Origin of the sequence: Xenorhabdus sp. PB62.4 (genome assembly GCF_014467285.1) — a bacterium.
Lineage (GTDB): Bacteria > Pseudomonadota > Gammaproteobacteria > Enterobacterales > Enterobacteriaceae > Xenorhabdus.
Genome location: NZ_NKHR01000057.1, coordinates 1 through 4,575, shown reverse-complemented (window position 1 = coordinate 4,575; position 4,575 = coordinate 1). Strand labels below are relative to the sequence as shown.

The 4,575-nt window shown below is 45.3% G+C and carries 1 protein-coding gene; it reads right to left on the bottom strand.

All coding sequences use genetic code 11. The annotated features are described in order from the left end of the window. On the bottom strand, window positions 1-4,101 hold a 4,101-nt coding region (locus Xenpb_RS18925; protein ID WP_255523207.1), incomplete at its 3' end, for a neuraminidase-like domain-containing protein. Window positions 4,102-4,575 lie beyond the last annotated feature (474 nt).

The window sequence follows — 4,575 nt, the reverse complement described above, 5'->3', positions numbered from 1 at the left end:
GCCTTCATGCCCATTATGAATAATTCTTAGCTTTGGCGTGATATGAATTTTAAAACCATTTGATACCACTTGATAATCAATAGCCGGAATGTTTCCACCGAATACCATACTGAGATGGTAATCCCCCCAACCATAATCTTTATGGTTAAATATCGATGAAGGGATCTCATAATCTTCTGCATATCGGTTATTCACTCTTATAATATGATGAGTATCAAAATGTTTGTAAATAACATCCCGGTAACTATTGCTCTGTGCAGTATCCATATCTTTGGAAACCATATCAGCGAAAATAGAGAGTCCCTGCATCGTGGCAGATTTATAATCACTCAAATTATCTTTTTTTTGATAAAACATCACCAGTAGGGTGTCTTTCCCCTGATAGCCCGCACAATAAAGCCCCGGCGCTTGATTCTTTGGTAATTTTAATTCGTTGACTTTGCTATCAACATCAAAAGTAATCGGGGTATTCCAAGTACCATCATAACAAATATGGGCCAGTTTTAACTCATAGCGGTATTCTGTTTTAGTTTGATTGGTGTTGCCATCGGGTTTGGCAATCTCTTTCTGTTCCAGCCAAATAAGATACAGGCGGGATTTATACATCACTGGCCGGATCGTGTTCTGATAAGGATTAATCGGGCAGTCAATCTTGTTCCATTCACTCCAGGCATTGGCGGCAAATTTGCCATTACTGAACTTGCTGTGATCGACACTGCGCCAGTAATATTCCCTCGCCTCAGTTTCACTGCGACCGATAAAATAGGTCAGCCCTTGATCATTGTTCACATTGTCATGATAGGCGCTGATCACGGTCAGATTGGCCACCTGTTCAAACGTGGTCAGGTAAGACCTAAACGCATCTTCAACAATATCGCTATTAAGCTGACTCTGGCTGGTTTGCTGTAGCAGCGTATCCATCATCTTGGTTTGGCCGATACGCATGGTCGGATCGATATAGTTTTCCGGGTAGTAAACCAGTTGAGAAACCCCCGCCCAGGTGCTGTAACGTTTGTTATATTGATCCCAGTCGGTAAAGAACTGGCGGGTGATCACTCCAGAATTGGCATTTTCCTCTATGCCTTCCAAAGCGCGATTGACATAAAGCTGGATACTGGCAATCGCTTCGGCAACCCGGGTGGTTTTAATCGCCGCAGAAACCTGGTTATCAATCAATAAGTATTGGTAGAGATCATCACGGCTCTGAATAGCCGCATCGGCACCGGCAACTTGCCGGATATAGTAGGTACTTAATGCCGCACTGCGGGCTTCATTCAGAAAGACATGCAGCGGATCGGCCTGTCGAGTATCCAATCCGGCGGTCAAGACGGCCGCCGCCGTTTCCCACTGGGCATAAGTTGGCGGTGTGGCCTGGGTGATTTTTGGAATGTAATCCAGTGCGATTAGAGCAGACACGCCCTGTGGTGCAATGCCGAGCTGATGTGAAACACCGACCCATTGCAGAATAATATCGATGGCAACCCAGGAGGTGAAGGCATTTTCTTTGGTCACCTGCTGATGCTGTTGAGCCTGGATGCTGGCTTGGGATAGCAGGTTAGCATCCAGGTTCATGGCGTTGGCCAGTTGTTCTGCCGTTAAGGTTTTATTTTCAAATGCCGCCAGAACAGGGGACGCTTTTTCGCCCAGGCCGTTAGCCCAATCGGCAAAACGGGTCAGCATCATCAATGAGAGGGCATCATGGGCTGGTGCGGTTCCGCTTGGAAAACCAAAAACATCCGGTTGAGTGACAAACAGGTGGAAAGCGTTTTCGCCTAAACCGGTAGCGCGGTAAATCAGCGCCAGTTGTGACAGGCATTGGCAATATTGCACAACCTGTTCCTGCGTAGCGGCGGGTTTCGGTGGATTGGTGGCATGCTGTGCTTGTAACCATTGCCAGAATTTTCCCGCGGTCATTTTTCCGTCACTTGGTTTAAGCTGTTCCGCCCAGAGCAGCACGGAGTGAGCGATGTTTTCCGACGGTAATTGCAGGGTGGCTGCGATATAAGGTGCCATCACTTCCGGCAGATCAGTCTGTTCTTTATCAAAGCCTTGTAACCCGTTATAGACGGTATCCAGCAGGTTTTGGATTTCCGGGGTCAGGGTTTGATCATAGTGGGTCGCTGTCATGACAAAGAGTTGATAGACGCTCCATTGCCGGACGTGCAGCCATGGGGTGACAGCATCGAGTTTATTAATAAGGGCTGAAAGGTCGCTGTCTTTAATGCCGGATAAACTGCTTTTCCCTTCACCGATGGCAACCAGCAGTAAATCCAGTTCATCGATGGTTAGCTGGTGGCTGTCAGCCAGTAATTTGGCAAGATAGAGGGCGGAAAGGTTGTTCAGATTATTCGAGATCTTGCCATTGGTGTCACGATGAGCCATCTGTAACAGGCGATAGAGAGAGATATCATCGGCATTAAACGCACGTTTAAGCACGGCCTTGCGCCAGTCATCAGCACTGCCCGGGTTTAAATCCAGTTCCTTATCATCAATAGAGAAATCCTGACCGTTGAGTGGAGGAATATTAAACAGGCGATCAAACTGGCTGGTTTGGTTATCGGTGGGGTGTTGTGAAATAGACGCGTTACAGAGTATCAACGCCGTTTCAGCATCTATGCCGTAATACTGCATATAGTATTTGACTAAAAAGACTTGACCTAAGACTTCTGCATTAATATCCAGTGTCTGGTTCACACTCAGTACAATATTTTCCAGAATGGTTGGTGGTAATTTTGTCGCCTGAGAGAGGCGAATGGCTTTATTGAGTTTTAGCAGGAAAATACTGAAAGGATAATGACTGATGTCAAAATTAACGTTAGCGTAGTAGCCACCATCTATGCGGGTAACGCCGATATTCACTGTTTGTTGCGTTTTCTCTCTGGTTAGCGTTGCCGGCAGAGAAATTGGAACGCCATGCTGGACATCATGGCTGTCACTGTAAAAAATATCTTTGCTGCCGTATCCCTCTGTCCCAACCGCCATTGTGCCCGTACGAGCATTGTTAACAATAGTAAAGTTAAACTGATACTTCTCTTCCCTGACTGGAATAAGTTCAGCATAACCAAATTGATAATAATTCCCGCCCTCAGTACGCTTAATCCGCACGGCATTCAGCCTATTATCTTCGTTGTTGATCAACATGACTAGTTGGTCATTCTGATAATACTGTACGGCAGCATTTATTCTGGATCCCACTGTGACCAGTCCCAACAACGAGGACAGTTCTTCATGCGTCAGCCCATAGTAGAGGGCGAGATAAGCCATATCCTGGAAATGGCTGACATCCGTATTTACCCCGAAGTTTTTCGTGATCAGCGCTTCTGCATTCGCTTCAGTAATCTCTTCCGTCAAAATATTAAATAGCTCTGGCGAAATAGAGGCATTAATCCCTAACAGAGAAGCCTGACTCATTAATGCTGCAACCGCAGGTGCCGCCCGCAACTGTTCAAGGTTCGGGTCCTGCAACTGAATCACTTTGCGCACATTCTCATAAGCATCGTGATAAGGGGTTGCGCCAGAAGGGCGGAAGGTGGACAGCATCTTCATCACCTTCGCCTGACTATCCAGCCCGGATTTTGTTTGTATCCCTTCCATCAATAATTCATTGGACAGTGAGAGGGTGGAAACCTCGCTATCCATATTGTGTTGACTCAGTGCCAGCGATTTCAAATCCGGGCGGCGTTTATCCAGATGATAAACCGAACTTTCTGCATGTAATTGACGTGCTTCACGGTAAAGTTCTGTCAGATAAGCAGCGGGAGAGAACATAGAAGAAACCGCCCCGGGTGCAACATACTGGCTGGCACGATTGCCAAATTCATCGTTATAGCCACGCAATTCGGCATCAGGGGTTGTGATAGCCAGATGAACGGCATTTTGTAACTGGGGGTTGGCACGTGTCAGGATTCTGGCTTCATACAGTCGGTTATTTTTTTGCGCTTGCTGAGCACTGTGATAGAGGTGCCGAGCCTCAGACCAAGAGAGATGTTCACTGACCTGCTGACGGAATTCGTCAAAAGAGTAATGGCAAATATCGGTCAGGCAATTAAAACCACAGTGGCTTTTTAATATTTCGGGAAATTCAGACACATGAGTATCCATATCGGTTCCTTTTAAATTGGAAAAATAGTCTTGTTATCCATGGTGAGGAAATGAAAAAGGTGTGTTTGCGATTTTAAAAAATTTAAATTAAATAAATTGTAATTTTTATATTATTGGATTGAATACTGGGATTGTAAGCAGGAATCGTCCAAAATTTTGCTCAGTTTCACTGTTAACAATTCCTTTATTTTTAAATTGAGATTTTGATGTCCATCATCAAACGTTCTCGTCCTAAATTTGAACCTATTTCCATACGTGTTTTTTGTGTACTCACCGATTAATAAATCCACTATGATAAGCTGCCCTCAAACCCGAACGGGGCATGAACAGACGCACCATCATTTAGCGTCTTCCAATCAAGATATTATCGGTTCATTCCATCCTTAACAGTGCAATCCCTATAAAATCACTTATAGCAAAAGGCAATAACATAAGAAATGGAACCGCGCCCACAAGCAGGTACATCAAGTGCAT